Origin of the sequence: Variovorax sp. WDL1 (assembly GCF_001541225.1) — a bacterium.
In the GTDB taxonomy this organism is placed as follows: domain Bacteria; phylum Pseudomonadota; class Gammaproteobacteria; order Burkholderiales; family Burkholderiaceae_C; genus Variovorax.
Genome location: NZ_LMTS01000101.1, coordinates 48010 through 62042, shown reverse-complemented (window position 1 = coordinate 62042; position 14033 = coordinate 48010). Strand labels below are relative to the sequence as shown.

Here is a 14033-nt window from a genome sequence, read left to right as displayed (position 1 = left end):
TGACTCGGCTGCCGGGACGACGCCCCGGCTCCAGCCTCAAGCAAAGCGTAGCGCCCCCATCGAGCGCCCGGCGCCCCACCCCCAACCCCACCCCTCCCCCGGAGGGCGAGGGAGCAGGCCCCCAGAGCGAAGAGAGATGCAAGATTCGACACAGCCTGAGCACCTCCACTGGCGACCGCATTCCATTCTCCGTGCTGCGCATCCCAGGCACAAGGGGAGTGCAGCCATCCCCCCGAGCGCCTGTTCAGCTGCCGCGGAACTGCACGCGGCGGTTCACGGCGGCGTGGGGATCGGTAGCCTCGACCAGCCGGGCTTCGCCGTAGCCGACCGTCTTCAGGCGTGCGGCGTCGATGCCGTGGTGCTGCACCAGGTAGTCGCGCACGGCGCGGGCGCGGTTGCGCGACAGCTCGAGGTTGTAGGCATCGGTGCCGACCGCATCGGTATGGCCTTCGACCGTGACGATGCTGCTCGGCGCAAGCAGCTTGATGCCGTCGGCCAATGCGTCCAGTTGGGGCCGTGCGGCGGGAAGGATGTCGGAGGAGTCGAAGGCGAAGCGCACCGGCAGGGACAAGGCCGATGCGTCGGCGCTGACGTCGTCAGGCGCAGCGGACACACGGGCCACGCGGGGCGGGCGTGCCGAGGTCTTCGCCAGGGCGGCGGCAGCGGCCGCGACATACTTCGTCGGGGTTGCCGCTGCGGGCGCATCGTCGAGCAGGCGGATCGAGCGGGTGCCGTTGCCGAGCACGGCCGCCACGTCCTGCGGGCTCACGAGCTGGCCTTCACGGTACATGATCACCTTCTCGGCCTTGACCTGGGGGGCCAGGAAGGTGGCGGCGAGGGCAAGAGCGAGGGTGCTGAGGTAGCGGGTCATTTCAGGGCTCCTTGGGGCGTGGCGTTGAATTTCTCGATGCCCATGGGTTGCGAGCGCCGCCGGCGCGGTTCAATCTTTCTCGACCGACCCGATGCCGCGGATGGAGCGCGTCACCGCCGGGTCGCCGTGATAGCGCACGTGGCCCACGCCCCCGATGCGCACCGCCAGCGTGGTGCTGGCGGCGAGCCGCACTTCGCCGTTGCCGTCGATCGCGACTTCAGCGCGCTCGCTGGCGAGCCTGGCCGCCGAATAGCGGCCCATGCCGGTGATGGCAAGCTGCTGCGCGACCACCTTGCCGCCGCCGACAGCGACTTCGCCAGCGCCGGTGATCCGCACGTCGAGGCTGCGCGCATCCTCCAGTCGATCGAGGCGGATCGAGCCGCCGCCCGCCAGCACCAGCGAGAGCGCTTCGCTGCGCAGCGGACCGATGCTGATGTCGCCGGCGGTGCGCGACTCGAAGGCGCGCAGCGTGCGGACGCCGAGCTTCATCCGGATCGGCTGCTGGGTCTCGATGCGCCCGGGCGCCAGCCCGATGAGAAGGCGCCGGCCCTGGACCTCTGTGGTGATCTTGCGCAACACCGCGGGTTCGGCTTCCAGGGTCAGGGTCTCGCGCGGGCCCTGCTCGATGCTGAGCTCGCCCGCAACCGCGAACACGACCTCGTCGAAGCCGGTGACCCCGCGGGTCTCGGTGGCCGCCTGGGCCGGCCCCGCCAGGGTCGCGGCAAGCACCGCGGCCGAGGCGGCGGCCAGAGCCGAGGCGCGGAGCGCGCCACGCGCCGGCAACACACGGCTGAACCAGTTCATGGTGCAGTTCCTTCGGTTCGGCGGCTTTGGCCTCAGCGCGGCAACGCGAGGTTGGGCGCCGGGGGGAAGGGGCGCGCCTGGCAGGTGGTCCAGCCGGAGTCGGTGACGATCACCGATCCCCCGTTGCGGTCGGTCGCCACCAGCTTCGCGCCCTGCCGTGCCTCGGGACCCAGGGTGACCGGGCCCTCGTCGAACAACAGGCGGCCGTACTGCCAGCAGCGCAGACGATAGGTGCCCTGGCCCTTCTGACGTGATGACGGCGTCGAGGCTGGGGGCGGGGGCGCCGGCGGGAGGCCGGAGACGACGCGATCATCTGCGGCAGCGGTGGCGGTCACAGCCGCGACGCCTGCAGTGGCGCCGGAGGGCAGCTGCAGGAGGCCGACCGCGGCGGCCAGGGCGACTGCGCTCACGGCGGCCAGGCGGATGCCGAGCCACTTCGCACGGCCAGGAAGGGATTCATTTGGCTTGGACACGGAAGTTCTCCTGGGCGAGCGTGCCGCCGCTGGCTTTGAGGAAGGCGACGCGGATCGAGTCGAGCGTGGCGCCGGGGAGGGGTTCGAAGTCGGTGCCGACTAGGGCTTGCGGCAGCGAAGCCAGCACGTCGCGTGGCGTTGCGAAGCAGGAGATGGTCTCGGGCACGCCCTTCGTGTTCATCGTGAGCTGGAAGCGCATGGCCCCGGGCAGCGTGAGCGGCTGGGCCGCAGCGATGCGGGAGTCGCGGGCGAAGCGGTTCGGGAAGAAGCGTATGACCTTCGACTCCTCGTCCTGCAGGTAGCAGTAGACATGTGCGTCCTGCGAAGGTGCGAGGGAAAGGCTGATCGGCTCCCCGCGGGCGAAACGGGTCTGCTGCCGGGGAGCGCTCACCGACAGCTTCAGCGGCGCCGGGGCTGACGGGGCCGGCGTGGCCGATGCCGCCGCCGCAGGCGAAGCGGAGGCTGCACTTGCCGCCACCGGGATCGCTGCGGGCCCCGCGGCGACCGTTTCCGGCGCGATGTAGCGAGCCGGCTGCTCCGGCCGCTTGATCTTGGTGTGGTCGGCGGCGAGGAAAGCGTAGAAGAACTGCTCGTTGAGCACCGCCTCGCGGCTGAGCCCGAGCGCGGCACGGTAGTTCGCGATCGCTTCGTCGATGGCGGGGTTGAACTCCCCGTCGATCGGGCCGTCGTAGAACGCGCGCCGGCGCAGCTGGTTCTGGAAGTAGGCGATCAGCTCGATGCGTGTCGCCGCCATCGCGTGGTACCAGTCGAACATCTCGAGGCGCGTTTCGTCGTTCGCCTTCGGGTCGGTCACGCCCAGGCAGCTCCAGTAGGGCGTCTTGGTGAGCTTGCCGATGAGTTCGACCGCCGCCAGTTCGACCAGTCCACGCAGCGCCTGCGTCTGGCCTTCGGCTTTCGCCAGGTTCATGCTGTAGTTGATGCCGAACTTGTGGTACGCGGCGTCGCCGTCGATGCCGCTGCCCTGCTTCAGGATCATCACGGAGTTGCGCGAGGTGACGCCTGCGAGCACCGCCATGTCGCTGGTCGTCAGCACGCTCAGGTCGAGCGCCAGCATGCTGGAGCCTGCATCCTTGGCTGCGCCGAGGTTGATGAAGGGTGCGAAGCCGATGCCGACGTCCTTCTGGTTCTTGACCAGGTTCTCGTCGAACTGCGAGACGGAGCCCTTGATGTCGTAGAGCGGGATCGCCTGGTAGGCCGTTGCGCTCTGCGCCGATGCCAGATAGCTGATGACGTTCGCGGTGTCCTTGCCGAAGGCGACCAGGCGCACGGCCCGGCTGCGACGCGACATGTCCGACACCGACGAGATCAGCATGTCGCGCGTGCCGGCGTTCAGCTTCTTCGTTTCGTCGCTGATTTCCTCGGTCAGCATCGTGATGTCGCGCACGCCGTAGTCGAGCAGCAGCGTGTCCATGCAGCGCAGCGCATGCGAGAAGCCGGTGATCGATCGCTGGGGCCGGTCCTCGGGGCCCTTGCGGATCTCGTTGGTCTGGTCGATGGTGGGTTGCCTGACCTCGAGCGTCTGGCACCCGGCGAGCGCGGCGACGGTGGCGGAAAGCGCGAAGAGGCGTGCGATCTTGGGCGGTTTCATGACATCTCCCTTTTTAGCGGGACGCTGCGCTCAGCGGCACCCGCCGCGGCCGACGATGTTGATTGCGTTGGGCGCGAACACGAACACCTCGCGGGGCGAGGCGCCGATGCGCCCGCCGGTGTCGATGTTGCCGATGTTCTGACTCCCGCAGGTGCTGGAGTCCGAGGAGTTTCCCTGTGACTTTCCCTGCTCGTCGGCCTTGCGCTCCTGGGCGGCGATGCGGATCTTTTCCTTCGCGATCTTCGCGCGGAAGCGCGTATCGACACCCATCAGCTCCTGCCCCGCGAATGCGTGGGCACCTGCGCCCAGCGTGACGGCGGCGAGAACGATGCGGGCGGTGAGGGCGAGGCTTGCATTCATGGGAGGTCTCCTGGGTGGGAAGCGCCGGCGGGGAAGACGCCGGCGCAGGGAAAGAACAAGAACGAGCTCTTACTTCGCGACGCCGACGCTCTGGTCGGCGGTAGACAGGAAGCCAGCGGCGGTATTGACCTGCGCCGTGGCGAGCACCGTCGAATTCGTCAACTTGCCGCTGCCTTGGGCGCCGCCGATCTGCTGGCGCGCGGTGGACAGGAAGCCGCCGGCCACGTTGCTCACGCCGGTGGCGCCGACGAAGCTGCTCTGCACCTTGCCGTCATCCTTCGCGAAGCCCACTTCCTGGTTCGCGGTGCTCAGGAAGCCGGCGGCGGAGTTGTTCACGCCCTGGGCCACGATGGCGGTCTGGCTGATCTGGCCGTTCTGGATGGCGCGCGCGATGCTCTGGTTGGCCGTCGACAGGAAGCCCGCCGAGGTGTTGACCGCGCCGTTGACGATCACGGCCGTGTTCTTGATCTTGCCGTTCTGCTCTGCCACGCCGACGTTCTGCCGTGCGGTGGACAGGAAGCCGGCCGAGGTGTTGACGGCACCGGTCGAGAACACGCCGGAGTCGGCGATCTCGCCGGCCATGGCGGCACCGAAGACGAGGCCGAGCGCGGCGACGACGGAAAGTTTGGGAGCGGCTTTCATGGTGGATCTCCTGAAGGGTTGGCGGGATTGCTGTGAGGGGTTGGGCGGCATGCGCTTGCTTGCCTTCCGCTCCATGGGTTGCTGCGCGTTCGGAAACGGTTCAAGGGAATTCGCATTCGCGGCAGCATCAAGAAGTGCGGTCCCGAAATGAAAAAGACCCGCCGGCGCAGGTGCGCGGGCGGGTCGGGGCCGAGGAGGCCGGAAGCAGGGCACAAGAAGGCCGGCAGCGCCTTACTTGGCGACCCCGATGCTCTGGTCGGCGGTGGACAGGAAGCCGGCGGCGGTGTTGACCGAGCCGGTGGCGATCACCGTCGAGTTCGTCAGCTTGCCGTTGCCTTGCGCGCCGCCGATCTGCTGGCGAGCCGTGGACAGGAAGCCAGCGGCCGTGTTGCTGGCGCCGTTGGCGATGACGGTCGAGTTCACGACCTCGCCGTTGTCCTTGGCGAAGCCCACCTCTTGCGTGGCGGTGCTCAGGAAGCCGGCAGCCACGTTGTTCAGGCCGTTGCCGATGACCGTGCTGTTGGTGATCTTGCCGTTCTGCGTGGCGCGGCCCACGCTCTGCGTCGCCGTCGACAGGAAGCCGGCGGCCGTGTTGTTGGCCCCGTTGACGATCACGGTGCTGTTGGTGATCTTGCCGTTCTGCTCGGCCACGCCGATGTTCTGGCGCGCCGTGGACAGGAAGCCGGCGGAGGTGTTGACGGCACCGGTGGACAGCACTGTGGAACCCGTGATTTCGCCGGCCATGGCGCCCCCGAAGACGAGACCGAGGGCGACAAGGACGGAAGCTTTGCGGACGATTTGCATGATGATCTCCTGAGAGTGGTGAACGAGGTTTGTGGTGGGGCTTGCCGATCTGCCTGCCTTCCCGCTCCATGGGTTGCGCCGGTTTCGGAAACGGTTCAAAGGAATTTCGCGGCGATCAGCCGAGAAGGGTTCGAGCCGATTTCGGGCGGGCTGCGCAGCGGCGTAGGATGGCCCGCCATGCTCGACAGGGCTCCGCCAGACCCGCCTCCACACCCACCGCGCCTGACGGGCTTGCGCGGCACCTTGAACGCGTTGCGCAACTTCGGGCTGGTGAACCTCGGCACGCCCGCCGCCGGCGAATTCGACAGCTTCACGGCCAGCGATGGCCAGGTGGTGCCCGTGTTCGTGCTCGGCAAGGGCCCGCCGCTGGTGCTGGTGCACGGGGTGGGGTGCTCGCATCGCGACTGGATGCCGGTGGCGCGGCGGCTGGCGAGGCGCCATTGCGTGCTCGCCTGGGACGCCCGCGGCCATGGGCATTGCCGGCCGGTGCGCGGCAGCATCACCCTGGCGCGGCTGGCGACCGACCTGGCCGAGATGCTCGACCACTTCGGGCTGCAGCGGGCGGTGCTGGTCGGGCACTCCATGGGCGCGCTGACGCTGATGCAGTACCTGCATCTGCATGGCACCCAGCGCGTCGCCGCGGTGGCACTGGTCGACCAGTCGCCGCGCATCGTGACGGACGACAGCTGGCGTCTCGGGCTGTTCGGCGGCTGCAGTGCGGCGATGCTGTCGGGCCTGATCGCGGGCGCGCGCCAGGACCTGGCCGAGGCGCTGCTGAACGAGGTCGGTGCGCTCGGGGGGGCGTGGCTCAGGCGCCAGCTGGGCATCGACACATCGCTCGGACGGATGCTGCGCCGGCGCCTGGGAAGCATCGACATCCGGCCGCTGCTCGACCTTGCCGAGTCGATGGCGCAGGCCGACTTCCGTGCTTCGCTGTCGCGCCTCGACGCCCCGCTGCTGGTCGTGCTCGGGGCGCGCAGCCCGCACTACGCCGGGCTGCCGCTCGATGCCTGGTATCGCGAGACGGTGAAGCATGCGCAGATCTCCGTCTACCCGCGTGCCGGCCATTCGCCGCATGTCAGCGAGCCGCTGCGCTTTGCGCGTGAGCTCGAGCGCTTTCTGGAGGACCACGCATGAGCGGCGTATCGACTACCCGCACCGCCCCTTGTCGTTCGACTTGAAGCAGAAGTCCGCCGTCAGGCTCGACGACTCCCAGGGCACCTGCACGCGGCCGGTGTCTTCGGCCACGCCGATGCGCACCCGCTTGAAGAGCTGCTCGATCTGCAGCCCAGGCGTCGGCAGGTTGGCCAGCAGGTGACGCGCATAGACGCTGTGCTTGCCGCTGGCGCCGTCGAGCGCCACGCCGTTCGGCGCGGTCGAGAAGGCCACCAGGGTGCCGACGGGCGCATCGAGCGTGGCCAGGCCACCCGGCGTCGCGCCGCGGAATTTGAGGCGCCGCCCATCCGGGCCGACGATGACGCCGCCGGCGAACGGGTTCACGCGGCAGGCGTCGAGCACCACGATGTTGATGCCGGTGCGAATGGCGCTGAGCCGGTCGACGAATTCGCCGACGTCGGCGCTTTGCCGCTGGATGTCCTCTTCGGTCAGCGGGTCGGCGTCGATCGGCACCAGGTAGTTGCGGCCTTTCACCTGGACGCCGTGGCCGGCATAGAACAACATGCGGACCGAGGCCTTCGGCGCGCGCATCGAGAACTCCCGCAGGGACTCGATCAGGTCCGGCAGCCGCGTGTCCTGTCGCAGGGTCACGTCGTAGCCAAGACCGCGCAATGCGGCCGCGACGGCGGCGGCGTCGCCGGGCGGGTTCTTCAGCGGCGCGGCGCGATACGCGCCATTGCCGATCACCAAGGCGATGCGCGACTCGGCGCCATTGGTGTTCGCGTTGGCGTTGGCGGGGCCGCCCACGGCGGTACCGACAAGTGGCAGCGCCGCGGCGCCCAAGGCGCCTTGCAGCAGCGTCCGGCGGGTCAGCAGCGCGGCCATGGCGGCTACTCCCGTGGCGGCACGCCCGGTGCCAGCGAGGCGGCCTGGACGATCGGAGCGCCCTGTACCTTGGCGAGCGCGGCCGCTTCGCTGCCGGCCGGCACGCGCAGGTAGTAGTCGCCGAGCTGGCCCGGCCCGCCGGCCAGCTCGCCGCCGACCTGGACCACCAGCATGCGGATGTCGGCCTCCTTGGCGTCGGGGGCAAAGCTGATCTTGAGCATCGGACCCTCTTCGACGCGAACCGCGTTCAGCGCGCGGATCTGGTCGGCGTCCTCGCGGGCGTGGCCTAGCAGGTTCAGGATCACGCCGCCTTGCACCACCACGAGCGCCAGCCCGGCCAGCGCATAGGCCGGGCGCATGCCGAAGTTGCCGAAGAAGGCGCCGATGCGCTCGGCCAAGGTCGGGCGGTCGCCCTGGATCAGGCGCATGGCACGGGCCAGGCCGATCGTCGCCGGCACGGCCGGGGCGTTTTCCTGGACACGGGCCTGCAGCGAGCGATACCAGTCCAGCTCGCTCCTGGCCTCGGGGTGTTGTTGCAGGTAGGCATCGACCCAGGCGCGGTCTTCGGCTCCCAGCGAACCGTTGGCGTACCAGGGGAGCAGTTCTTCGAAGCGTTTGTTCATGATGCCGCTGGGTTGCGCGAGCCTTGCGGATGGTTCAGTTTATTTTTGCGCGCATGCAAGGTACACCGCAAGCGTCGTTCAGGAGGCGAGGGCGCCCTTGGCTTCGGCGGCGCTCCCTTCGCTGCGCAGCAGTGACTGCAGGCATTTCTTGATTTTCTGGCGGGCGTGGAACAGGCGGGTCTTGACGGTGCCCTCCGGGCAGTTCTGTATCTCCGCCACTTCCGCCAGGCCCATGCCCTCGTAGAACACCAGGTGCAGGCATTCGCGGTGCTCGTCCGACAGCTTGCCCATGCAGTGCTGCACGCCTTCGCGCCGCTGCTTGCCCGCCAGCTCCGCGTAGCCATCGGGTGTGTCCGAAGCGGTGACTTCGGCGATGTCGTCCAGATCGGCATGCACCTCGTCGGGCCGGCGCGCCCGGTAGACCATCAGCGCCTTTCTGCGCGCGATCCCGATGAGCCAGGTGGAAAACTGCGAATCGCCCCGGAAGCGGTCGGGGTGGCGCCAGACCTCGTAGAGCGTGTCCACCAGCACTTCCTCGGCCCGCGCGTGGTCGCTCAGCATGTTGAGCGCGTAGGCGTAGACCCGTTGGCTGAACGCCTTGTACAACTGGCGAAACGCCGCCTGGTCTTCGCGGCCAATGCGTACGAGCAGCTGGTTGACCTCGTCGTTGTCCATGCAGGGTGACGGTGGCGGTGACGGTGGCGGTGACGCAATATAGCGTCTCTGCCCGGATTTCCAGCAAGGTCCTGCAGGCCGGTGCCCACCAGCGCCGCTGCTGCCCGTTTTTAGAAGAAGCGCTTCATCTCGCGAGTCGCCGCGCCGCACGCCGATCGCGGCGGCGTTCTCCTGCGTCAGCGCATCGCAGGTCGGCTGCGCGACCGTGCTGCAGTGCGCGTGCACGGCGGCGAGATCGGCTGGGCCGAGCACGGCGGGCTCGGCGGGTTGCGCTTCCAGCGTACCGGACAGAAGCTCCAGCGGCCGGAGCGCCTCGAAACCAGCCTGGCCATAGAGGCTGCGCGCGGGGTTGTGCTCGATGACCTCCAGCACCACGTCGCGCACGCCGGCCGCCGGGAGGGCAGCGAGCTGAACCTCGATCAGCAGGCGGGCGAGTCCGCGGCGCCGCTGCGCCCGGACGATGCCGAAGCCGGCAAGGTAGGCCCGCGCCTCTCGCCGTCCCACCAGCGAGAGTCCGGCGGGCTCCCCGCCGGCCGTCAGCACCCTCGACAATCCGAGCTCGACATTGGCCCGCCGAAGGTGCCGCGCGAAGCGCTGCTCGTCGAAGGCCACGGGCACGAAGTAGCCCTCGTAGGCCTGGTTCCAGAGTGCGGCCAGCGCCGCGCGCGAGAGCTCCCCGGCGGGGAGGATGGCGATGTCGGCATGCTTCATTCCTTGTCTGCACCTCGTGTCATGCACATGCAGGCAATGATGGCACCGCTCTCACGTCCGCACGCCGAGCTGGCCCCGAGAAAGGCCGCTGCGGCCAAGCTCGCGCGGCGGTCCACATGGCCCACACAACAGCCGCAGCTTGATTTGCGTCAACTTCCCGGACCGACAACAAACGGAGAATTCACACACTTCAATAAGGAGCCGCCATGAAGATCCTGCTGGCAGTCGACGGCAGCTCAACGACCAAGCGCATGCTCGCCACCTTGGCTGCGCACGAGGAGATACTTCGCGGGGACAACCAGTACACGGCACTGACCATCGTGCCGCCGGTGACGCCACGCGCTGCAGCCTTCTTGTCGCGCGCCACGGTCGAGAGTTGGTACCACGAAGAAGCGGAGAAGGTGCTATCGCCGGTGCGTGCCTTCGCCGAGCAGAACGGCTGGGTGCTGGACGCCCGCTTCGCGCTGGGTCGTGCTGGCGACGCAATCGTTGCGCTGGCCGATGAGGGCGGCTTTGACATGATCGTCATGGGCACGCACGGCCATTCCGCGCTCGTGAATGTGGTGATGGGTTCAACTGCCACGCAGGTGCTCGCGGGTACCAAGAAGCCTGTGCTGTTGATCCCTTGAGCAGCAGTGCCGGGATCTCCGGACCTTGGGGGAATCCCGGTTGAGGTCCTCGACTTCCGCCTCGATCCTGCTTGGACGAAGCACGTACACAGGAGATCGCAATGCCTTCGACCACGCTTGCGGCAGCCGATGCCGCTGCTTTGCTGCTTGCCATCGTTGTTTCTGCGAATGGGCGGATTGATCCCCGTGAGGTCGCGGCACTCGACCGGCTTGATGCCTACCAAAGATTGGGCATTCATCGGAACGACTTCCTGACGCGGGCCGAGTCGGCCCTGGAAGAGATCGGGCGTCCCTTGAGCGAGACGCAATGGCTGCGATCGAGTGACCGATGCCTGATGCTGGCTTTGCAGCAGGCGGTGGCGGATCCCGGGCTGCGCCTGCTGGTGTGTCGCCTGTCCGCAGCCGTGATCACGGCCGATGGCCGAGTCACAGATGATGAACGCCAGGTCTACGCATCGCTCCTGAGCCGTTGGGGGGTGACCCAAACCATGGTGACGCACGCCATCATGCGCGATCGGAGGCACTGAGAGTGGAGGCAACCCATGGCAGTCATTCGCGACCTGCTGGTCCATGTCAACGATGAGGTGACATCGCGTCACGCGATCGAGCTGGCGGCATTGCTGACGGGTGAATTGGGCGCACGACTCACGGTATTGCTGGTCGCAGCGCCGGTAAGTGCCGGCGTGGGCCTCAGTGCGGAAACAGCATCGCTCGTGCGGCAGAGCGAGCACGCGCAGCGTACCTCGCTGCATGGCATCGGCGAGCGCGTCGCGGCTGCTGTGCGGCAGCGCATCAATGTGCCGCTCGAGCTCAGGTTCGGCGATGGCGATCCGGCCGACGTCCTACAGTCCCATTCGCGCACATCGGACCTGGTGATCACGTCCCAGCGTGATCCGGCGGGCGGCGGTCTGGCGACGGCCCAGTCCGCCCGGCTGCTGTTGGCCGCCGCCTGTCCGGTGCTGATCGTGCCCCACATCGGGTGGGCGGCCGAGCCGGGTAGCCTCACCTCGCCCCGCCTCTTGCAGCGCGCGCTCGTGGCCTGGACGGACACACGGGAAAGTGCCCGCGCCTTGCGCGACGCAATTCCGCTGCTGGCGCGGGCGTCGCACGTCGAACTCGTGAGCTTCGTTGACGCGGGTCACGGCAACGTCCAAGGTCGACGTGCGTCGCTGCAGGAAGTGACAGCTTATCTTGCACTACATGGTGTGCAGGCGGCAGTGAATGTGCTGAGCCAAGGTGAACCCTCGGTCGGCGAACGCATGCGGCGCGGCTGGGTGCCGGACCTGGCCGCCGCGGACGCGTTGCTGTCGCACGCGGCGGACATCCATGCCGATCTCATCGTGATGGGAGGCTACGGCCACTCGCGGCTCAGAGAGCTAGTGCTCGGCGGTGTCACGCGCACAATGCTCGAGACCATGACCGTGCCTGTGCTGATGTCGCATTGACGAGGTGCCATCAGGCACAACAGCTCCTGAGGAATCTGGGCAGCGCATCTCGTACATGGTTCCGCTTATGTCCCGTAGGACGTAGGCGGAGTACGCCGTCCAGCCGATGCGTTTGCGCATGCGCGCGCCTAAGCTGAGCAAGCCACAAGGAGAAGTGCATGGACTATCCAGGTCGCATCATCAAGCTCGGTGAAGACGATGCCGCTGTCGTGCAGGCGGTTCGCAGGCAGCTCGGCCTGATGATGGGCGGCGACAGCGACCCTGCTGCGCGCCCCGATTCGCAGGGCACGATCTTCGATGCCGGCATGCGGCGGGTGGTGAAGCTGTTCCAGGCACGCCATGTCGATTCGGCCGGCCGTCCGCTGAAGCAGGACGGCGAGATCGGCGCGCTGACCTGGGGCGCGCTGTTCGGAACGGACAGTGTCCCGGCGCGCGCCGACGCCGGCAGCGCGTTGCTGGCCGAGGTGCTCGCGGTCGCAACGGGCGAAGAGGCGAAGCAGGTGCGCGAGGTCCCGATGAACTCCAACCGCGGCCCCGAGGTCGAGAAGTACCTGGCTCGCGCCGGCGTGCCGGCCGGGCTGCCCTGGTGCTGCGCCTTCGTCTACTACTGCTTCGACGAGGCCTCGAAGACGCTGGGTCGTGCCGGCAATCCCATGGTGCGCACCGGGGGTTGCCTCGACCACTGGAACAAGGCCGCGGCCAAGGGGGCGGCGCGCATCCCGGCGCGCGCGGCGACGGCCGATCCCACGCGCCTCGGGCCCGGGATGATCTTCATCATGGACCACGGCCGGGGTGCGGGCCACACCGGCCTGATCGAGTCGGTCTCGGCCGGCATCCTCGTCACCATCGAGGGCAACACCGACGCCAGCCGCACGCGCGAAGGGGGCGGCGTCTACCGACTGGCCCGCAAGGTCGGGGAGATCAACAAGGGCTTCATCGACTACGGCCCCACTTGAGGGGCAGTCAATGAGTCCGGGGCCGTTCGCGCCTTTTCACGGCAGCCGGAAATCGTCGTACATCCTGTAGGCCACATGTCCGTCAACGCGGGCGTGCCGGTCGCCTGATCGTTTCGCTTCGAGGAAACGGTCATGTCCTGGTTCAGACACTCATCTGTGGCGGCGGCGCTTCCCTCGCGCCGAAGGAGTGCGGGGTGACTAACGCGAGCGTCGCGCATCGGGTGCGCGAGCTCCTGGAGGGGCCCGCGACGCGGCCGCTTTTGCTGCAGTGGCGGCGCCGGCACTTCCTGTCCCCGGAGGGCTTCGGCTTCTATTTCGGTGTGTACGACAGCTTCGAGGCCGCGCGCCGATCGCTGCCGCCCAATCCGGAGTTCGGACACGAGCGCCTTGCGGATGAGTACGTGAACCTGCGCAGCTGGAAGGTCTTTGGCTACGACTATCCCGTGATGTGGTGGCTCGCCCGCGCCTTCGGCCGGGGCGCCACGAGCGTGCTCGACATCGGCGGGTCGGTGGGTGTGCATTACTACGCCTACCGGTCCTACGTCGATATGCCGGCGGCGCTGGCGTGGCGCATCGTGGAGGTGCCTGCCATCGCCGCGATCGGCCGCAGGCTGGCCGTGGAGCGTGGTGCCGCGGCCCTGCGCTTCACCGATGATCTCGACGAGGCACTGAGCGGCGACCCGGCCGAAGTCTGGATCGCCGCGGGCTCGCTGCAGTACATGGAAGACGGCCGGCCCGCCGCCTTGCTTGGCCGCTGCGCTGCGATGCCGGCGCACCTCCTGCTCAACAAGGTGCCGCTCTACGGGGGCGACGATTACGTGTGCACACAGAACATCGGCCATGGGTGCTTCGTGCCGCTGCAGGTGTCCAACCGCGATCGCTTCGTCCGGGGCATCGAGGCACGGGGCTATGTGCTGCGCGACCAGTGGGAGGTGCATGAACGCTCCCTCTACCTGCCCGGCCATCCCGAGCGTTCGTTCCCCACCTTCACCGGGCTGTACTTCGCGCGCAGCCCGGCGCCGCCTTTCCAACCCGCCGGCCCTGCGCCGGCATCCGTTCCAGGAGAAATTCATGACTCATGAAAAGTACGCACAGTGCATCGACGCCTGCAACGACTGCGCAATGGCCTGCAGCCACTGCGCCGCCGCCTGCCTGCACGAGGACGATGTGAAGATGATGGCCGGCTGCATCGCGCTCGACATGGACTGCGCCGCCATCTGCCAGCTCGCCGCAGCGGCAATGGCGCGCGACAGCGCCCACGCGCCGGCCATCTGCCGCCTCTGCGCGGACATCTGCACGGCCTGCGGGGCCGAGTGCGCGAAGCATTCGCACGCGCACTGCCAGGTCTGCGCCGAAGCCTGCCGCCGTTGCGCGGACGCTTGCCGGCAGATGGCCGCCTGAGCGCCGCGGGCCTCAGCGAACCGGCCGCG

17 protein-coding genes are annotated in these 14033 nt (G+C 68.3%); 7 read left to right on the top strand and 10 right to left on the bottom strand.

Translation table 11 applies throughout. The features are described from left to right. Positions 1 to 244: 244 nt before the first annotated feature. The 7 genes from APY03_RS15000 to APY03_RS41465 all read right to left on the bottom strand — a co-directional run bounded on the left by APY03_RS15000 (position 245) and on the right by APY03_RS41465 (position 5563). Positions 245 to 871, bottom strand: a complete 627-nt coding sequence (locus tag APY03_RS15000) for an OmpA family protein (protein WP_068677987.1) — start codon at positions 869 to 871, stop codon at positions 245 to 247. 69 nt (positions 872 to 940) lie between these two features. Further along, positions 941 to 1675 (bottom strand): GIN domain-containing protein, encoded by a 735-nt coding sequence (locus APY03_RS14995; protein WP_068677986.1) that lies wholly within the window; start codon positions 1673 to 1675, stop codon positions 941 to 943. Between the two features lie 32 nt (positions 1676 to 1707). Beyond that, positions 1708 to 2148 (bottom strand): hypothetical protein, encoded by a 441-nt coding sequence (locus tag APY03_RS14990; RefSeq protein WP_068677985.1) that lies wholly within the window; start codon positions 2146 to 2148, stop codon positions 1708 to 1710. After that, on the bottom strand, positions 2132 to 3757 hold the full coding sequence (locus APY03_RS14985) for a DUF4384 domain-containing protein (RefSeq protein WP_068677984.1): 1626 nt from the start codon (positions 3755 to 3757) through the stop codon (positions 2132 to 2134). Before APY03_RS14985 ends, APY03_RS14990 begins: the two co-directional genes overlap by 17 nt. Before the next feature lie 30 nt (positions 3758 to 3787). Beyond that, the gene (locus tag APY03_RS14980) at positions 3788 to 4117 is read right to left on the bottom strand and encodes a hypothetical protein (RefSeq protein WP_068677983.1); all 330 of its coding nucleotides are present in this window, start codon (positions 4115 to 4117) and stop codon (positions 3788 to 3790) included. A 69-nt stretch (positions 4118 to 4186) separates the two neighbouring features. Beyond that, positions 4187 to 4759, bottom strand: a complete 573-nt coding sequence (locus APY03_RS14975) for a hypothetical protein (RefSeq protein ID WP_068677982.1) — start codon at positions 4757 to 4759, stop codon at positions 4187 to 4189. 231 nt (positions 4760 to 4990) lie between these two features. Continuing rightward, positions 4991 to 5563, bottom strand: a complete 573-nt coding sequence (locus APY03_RS41465) for a hypothetical protein (RefSeq protein WP_068677981.1) — start codon at positions 5561 to 5563, stop codon at positions 4991 to 4993. A gap of 177 nt (positions 5564 to 5740) precedes the next feature. Between APY03_RS41465 and APY03_RS41460 the strand changes: the two genes are divergently transcribed. Then, on the top strand, positions 5741 to 6700 hold the full coding sequence (locus APY03_RS41460) for an alpha/beta fold hydrolase (protein ID WP_102906146.1): 960 nt from the start codon (positions 5741 to 5743) through the stop codon (positions 6698 to 6700). Positions 6701 to 6712: 12 nt separating this feature from the next. Here APY03_RS41460 and APY03_RS14960 read toward each other — a convergent pair whose 3' ends face one another. The 3 genes from APY03_RS14960 to APY03_RS14950 all read right to left on the bottom strand — a co-directional run bounded on the left by APY03_RS14960 (position 6713) and on the right by APY03_RS14950 (position 9573). After that, complete coding sequence (locus APY03_RS14960; RefSeq protein ID WP_068677979.1) at positions 6713 to 7564, bottom strand: caspase family protein; 852 nt, start codon at positions 7562 to 7564, stop codon at positions 6713 to 6715. A 5-nt stretch (positions 7565 to 7569) separates the two neighbouring features. Continuing rightward, positions 7570 to 8187 carry an anti-sigma factor family protein gene (locus APY03_RS14955; protein ID WP_068677978.1) on the bottom strand — a complete coding sequence of 206 codons (618 nt, stop codon included), beginning with the start codon at positions 8185 to 8187 and terminating at the stop codon, positions 7570 to 7572. Between the two features lie 78 nt (positions 8188 to 8265). Next, positions 8266 to 9573: a GNAT family N-acetyltransferase gene (locus APY03_RS14950; RefSeq protein ID WP_068677977.1), complete on the bottom strand. Its 1308-nt coding sequence runs from the start codon at positions 9571 to 9573 to the stop codon at positions 8266 to 8268. 206 nt (positions 9574 to 9779) lie between these two features. Here APY03_RS14950 and APY03_RS14945 point away from each other — a divergent pair, with 206 nt between their 5' ends. The 6 genes from APY03_RS14945 to APY03_RS14920 all read left to right on the top strand — a co-directional run bounded on the left by APY03_RS14945 (position 9780) and on the right by APY03_RS14920 (position 14004). After that, the gene (locus tag APY03_RS14945; protein WP_068677976.1) at positions 9780 to 10202 is read left to right on the top strand and encodes a universal stress protein; all 423 of its coding nucleotides are present in this window, start codon (positions 9780 to 9782) and stop codon (positions 10200 to 10202) included. Positions 10203 to 10303: 101 nt separating this feature from the next. Further along, on the top strand, positions 10304 to 10729 hold the full coding sequence (locus APY03_RS14940; protein WP_083944368.1) for a hypothetical protein: 426 nt from the start codon (positions 10304 to 10306) through the stop codon (positions 10727 to 10729). 15 nt (positions 10730 to 10744) lie between these two features. Next, the gene (locus APY03_RS14935) at positions 10745 to 11647 is read left to right on the top strand and encodes a universal stress protein (protein ID WP_068677975.1); all 903 of its coding nucleotides are present in this window, start codon (positions 10745 to 10747) and stop codon (positions 11645 to 11647) included. Between the two features lie 158 nt (positions 11648 to 11805). Beyond that, on the top strand, positions 11806 to 12603 hold the full coding sequence (locus APY03_RS40210; protein WP_083944367.1) for a CHAP domain-containing protein: 798 nt from the start codon (positions 11806 to 11808) through the stop codon (positions 12601 to 12603). A 194-nt stretch (positions 12604 to 12797) separates the two neighbouring features. Further along, complete coding sequence (locus APY03_RS14925; RefSeq protein ID WP_162487187.1) at positions 12798 to 13685, top strand: methyltransferase, TIGR04325 family; 888 nt, start codon at positions 12798 to 12800, stop codon at positions 13683 to 13685. Further along, complete coding sequence (locus tag APY03_RS14920) at positions 13675 to 14004, top strand: four-helix bundle copper-binding protein (RefSeq protein WP_068677973.1); 330 nt, start codon at positions 13675 to 13677, stop codon at positions 14002 to 14004. The genes APY03_RS14925 and APY03_RS14920 overlap by 11 nt, the downstream gene beginning before the upstream one ends. Positions 14005 to 14033: the final 29 nt, after the last annotated feature.

Excerpts from the sequence above, each read along its gene's own strand:
- APY03_RS14950 (WP_068677977.1), bottom strand. The coding sequence starts at position 9,573 with ATGAAGCATGCCGACATCGCCATCCTCCCCGCCGGGGAGCTCTCGCGC.
- APY03_RS41465 (WP_068677981.1), bottom strand. The coding sequence starts at position 5,563 with ATGCAAATCGTCCGCAAAGCTTCCGTCCTTGTCGCCCTCGGTCTCGTC.
- APY03_RS14935 (WP_068677975.1), top strand. The coding sequence starts at position 10,745 with ATGGCAGTCATTCGCGACCTGCTGGTCCATGTCAACGATGAGGTGACA.
- APY03_RS14975 (WP_068677982.1), bottom strand. The coding sequence starts at position 4,759 with ATGAAAGCCGCTCCCAAACTTTCCGTCGTCGCCGCGCTCGGCCTCGTC.
- APY03_RS14980 (WP_068677983.1), bottom strand. The coding sequence starts at position 4,117 with ATGAATGCAAGCCTCGCCCTCACCGCCCGCATCGTTCTCGCCGCCGTC.
- APY03_RS15000 (WP_068677987.1), bottom strand. The coding sequence starts at position 871 with ATGACCCGCTACCTCAGCACCCTCGCTCTTGCCCTCGCCGCCACCTTC.
- APY03_RS14940 (WP_083944368.1), top strand. The coding sequence starts at position 10,304 with ATGCCTTCGACCACGCTTGCGGCAGCCGATGCCGCTGCTTTGCTGCTT.
- APY03_RS14920 (WP_068677973.1), top strand. The coding sequence starts at position 13,675 with ATGACTCATGAAAAGTACGCACAGTGCATCGACGCCTGCAACGACTGC.
- APY03_RS41460 (WP_102906146.1), top strand. The coding sequence starts at position 5,741 with ATGCTCGACAGGGCTCCGCCAGACCCGCCTCCACACCCACCGCGCCTG.
- APY03_RS14995 (WP_068677986.1), bottom strand. The coding sequence starts at position 1,675 with ATGAACTGGTTCAGCCGTGTGTTGCCGGCGCGTGGCGCGCTCCGCGCC.
- APY03_RS14985 (WP_068677984.1), bottom strand. The coding sequence starts at position 3,757 with ATGAAACCGCCCAAGATCGCACGCCTCTTCGCGCTTTCCGCCACCGTC.
- APY03_RS40210 (WP_083944367.1), top strand. The coding sequence starts at position 11,806 with ATGGACTATCCAGGTCGCATCATCAAGCTCGGTGAAGACGATGCCGCT.
- APY03_RS14955 (WP_068677978.1), bottom strand. The coding sequence starts at position 8,187 with ATGAACAAACGCTTCGAAGAACTGCTCCCCTGGTACGCCAACGGTTCG.
- APY03_RS14945 (WP_068677976.1), top strand. The coding sequence starts at position 9,780 with ATGAAGATCCTGCTGGCAGTCGACGGCAGCTCAACGACCAAGCGCATG.
- APY03_RS14960 (WP_068677979.1), bottom strand. The coding sequence starts at position 7,564 with ATGGCCGCGCTGCTGACCCGCCGGACGCTGCTGCAAGGCGCCTTGGGC.